Origin of the sequence: Intestinibacter sp. (assembly GCF_051866655.1) — a bacterium.
GTDB lineage: Bacteria > Bacillota > Clostridia > Peptostreptococcales > Peptostreptococcaceae > Intestinibacter.
Map to the genome: position 1 here is coordinate 1 of NZ_JBJDXL010000344.1, position 3389 is coordinate 3389.

The 3389-nt window shown below is 32.7% G+C and carries 3 protein-coding genes; all 3 read left to right on the forward strand.

What is annotated here, in order from left to right:
• Positions 1 to 858: 858 nt before the first annotated feature.
• Positions 859 to 1284 carry a hypothetical protein gene (locus tag ACI3VO_RS10300; protein WP_439757837.1) on the forward strand — a complete coding sequence of 142 codons (426 nt, stop codon included), beginning with the start codon at positions 859 to 861 and terminating at the stop codon, positions 1282 to 1284.
• A 342-nt stretch (positions 1285 to 1626) separates the two neighbouring features.
• Positions 1627 to 1758 carry a hypothetical protein gene (locus ACI3VO_RS10305; RefSeq protein ID WP_439757838.1) on the forward strand — a complete coding sequence of 44 codons (132 nt, stop codon included), beginning with the start codon at positions 1627 to 1629 and terminating at the stop codon, positions 1756 to 1758.
• 1251 nt (positions 1759 to 3009) lie between these two features.
• Positions 3010 to 3240, forward strand: a complete 231-nt coding sequence (locus ACI3VO_RS10310) for a hypothetical protein (protein WP_439757839.1) — start codon at positions 3010 to 3012, stop codon at positions 3238 to 3240.
• Positions 3241 to 3389: the final 149 nt, after the last annotated feature.

Sequence of the window (3389 nt, forward strand, 5' to 3'; positions counted from 1 at the left end):
AATGGATATAATTCAGAGGCGTAGATAGCATTAAGAGCTGCTGGTATAGGTGATGAATTCACTACTGGATTCTTTTCTACTGGAGAGAAGAAAGAATTACCAGATTCTAAGTAGTAGGAACTTGCACAAAAAGAAGAGGAAATTAAAAAGTAGAAAGAATAGAAAGACTTAGATGATAAATTATATAATTTAGAAAGAGATGAATTTTTTAGTTCAATTCCTTAGCTTAATAAACCTATTACTGGTGATATTACTACATTTAGTGAGTATGAAAATGATGAAGCTAGAAAAGCCGGAATAGAAGGAACATTAAATGCTCTACTTAAATATCATAACTTACAAAATTTATCAACTAATGATCAACAAATAGAATTAAAGCGTATTCTTGAATCTAAATTCCCATATATTGTAGGAGAATTAAGGAAAGGCAATGCAAAGGGAGTTACACCATATTTAAAAGCTTTACATGCTATTGGTTCTTTTGGAACTCCAGATAATAATGGATATGTTATTCTTCCAAATTCTGTAGATTTAAACAGAAAAAGTTATATAGCATATAACCCTATACTTGGAAAATATGAGGAAAGATTACTAGATCTTAGTGATACAGTATAGCAAGCAATGGCTTATGATACTTATGATTCTTAGAATAAAGTAAGTAAGAAATAGGAAGGTGGTAGTATAGAAAGTCTTGGATAGGAGTTTTGGAATTAGAAAAAAGCTAAGGAAGATGAAACTCGTGCTATATTTAAAGAAGTTAAAGAGCCAGGTAAATCAGAGAAAGAAGTAAGAGCAGAGAAGAGAAAACCTTCAGAAGAATTATCAGGAGTTGACATAACAAGACTTACAACTGCTGGAATGGATATAGCAGCTATGATTTCTTCTTTTATTCCTGGTTATGGTACGGTAACATCTGCTGGTCTTGGTCTTGGTAGTACTATAGGTAATATAGGAGCTGATATTGCTGATGATAGTATGTCTACATGGGACACTACTAAGAATGCTTTGTTTGGATTAGGAATGGATGTTCTTGGTTTAATTCCTGGGTGGGGAGCTTCTGCAAAAACAACTAAAATAGTTCAAATTCTTAAACCAGTAGTAAAAACTGCATTAGCTATTATGTCTGGTATAGGTATGGTTACTTCAGCAAATGCTTTTGCTAAAATGATAAGTAATCCATCTGAAATGACAGTAGCAGATTGGAGAGATGCTTTAGCCGGAATTAAAGCTATTACTGGTGCAGCAAGATCTAAAGGAACTACAGTATCTAGGAATAGGGAATAGGCAAGAAATTAGGTAGCATCAAATTATGTAGATGTTCCTGTTAAGTCTGGAAAATCTATAAAAATGTCAGAGGAGTAGTTTAATAAACTAAAGAAAGCTAAGGGAATAGAAGAACAGAATAAGATATTAAAAGAGGTAGCTCCTAATGAAGAATTAGGCACTGAATTTATTTCTGGAACTTTCTCACATCTACGTCATCCACTTCATAGAAATCCAGATATAGAAAGAGGTACTGATTATGCTCAAATGGATTGGTCTTAGAGAGAATATTTACCAACAGGATATACTTATGATGCAGTAAGTGGGTAGGTAGTACCGAAGAAACGGTCTAATGCTTGGCTTATGAATAAGGTAGATAGAATGGTAAGTTCTGATTCAGAGGATAATTCTTTTGGATTCTTTAGAGAGAAGAATCCTCTATACAATAATAATTCACAATCTACTCCTCAACCAACTAGAAAATCAAATAGTTAGCTCTCTAAGAAGAGATTTGATAAGGCAGTAGATGACTTAGTTTATAGAAAAACTATTGAATATTGGAAGAAGAGATTTCCTAAACGACTTGCTGGAAAATCAGATGAGGAAATATGGAATATTGTTCAGCAATAGGCTATTGCTAGTAGAAAATCGGGAGGAACCATCTAGATATTTTAGGAAGGTAAAAAATTTAGAAATAATGAGTATCTCAAAGTAGAAGATACTGAAGAAAATGCTAATAATACTAGCCTGTGGGATAAATACTACAATTTTGATAAGATGTTTAATAACTTATCAACAATTGAAAATTTAAATGCCACTAAATTAGTAGGCATTCTAAATGAACTAAGTAATATATAGAGGGCAGATAAACTACAATTTAGTCTGCAAGCAGCTGAAGGATACTCTAGGTGGAATAAGAAATTTAATGAAACTGGCTTCAACGATTTCTTCGGATATAGTCAAGATAAAGAAGATTGGTTAGGTCCTACTACCTATAACAGATAGGCTTTAATTACTTATCTTTAGAATAAAGAAGAACCTATTGATATAAATGGGACTAAAATTAAGTTTAATGCAGACAGTAAGAGTTGGGAACTTGTATCTCCAGAGGTAAAACCTAATGAAGCTACAAAACCAGAAACAACAGAAAAACCTGATGAAGTAATAGAACCTGGAAATAGTACAGAAAAACAAGGAAATGGTACTTGGGTTGATGGAAGTGGTAATAATAGTGATTTACCAGAATGGGCTAAAGGATATAAGAATCCTCTAAATAATACATTACTCTATGGATTACCTAGAGCTATTGCAGCTGATATAATAAACAGGAGAATGACCTAGATGTCTATAGACAATGAAAGGCCATTCTTGAGAGATCCATTAGAGTTCCATAGAAGTATAATTGGAGATATTGATGCTTTATTTAGAGGTTAGAAGAGTTATGCTAATGTTAGAAACTTTGCTAACAAAATGACTACTTCTGATGCAGATTTATAGAAAGCAACATAGCTTGAAGGAGAACTTAAAGGTCAAGAATATCTATAGCAAGGAGCTGCTTAGAATAATGCTCAATTAAGAGCGTCATCAGAGCAGGCATGGCAGTAGGAAAAAGAAAATACTAATAATCGTTGGAATACTGCTATGCAGAATAGACTTAGTATGTTATAGACTCTTTCCAATATCTATAAATATAGATAGGCTGAAATGGCTAAGAGTTTTGATAATTGGGATAGATTCTGGTAGTAGATGGAATATGATGCTAAGCAGAAAGAGCAAGAAAAGAAACAATATACTGATTACTTCAAGAAGAGAGATATTCAGAATGATATTGCTAATAACCTAGCAAATCTTGATAAATCAGTAAGTCCAGAAGGGGCAAAATTATATAAGCAAGTTAAGCAAGGTCTTCTTAATCCTTCTTCTATTACTGATGCAAATGAACTTAGCGAATTTAGGAAAGCATTTGTAGCAGCATAGAAACTTGAAGAAGATGCTCTTAAAAAGTATTATGGAGTCTATAAGAAAGGGGGAAAGGTTGATATAGATAGATTTCAAGAACAAATATAGAAGTCGATAGATAGAAATGAGAAGTTATTAGATAGACTATCTAAAAGTCTATATGGATA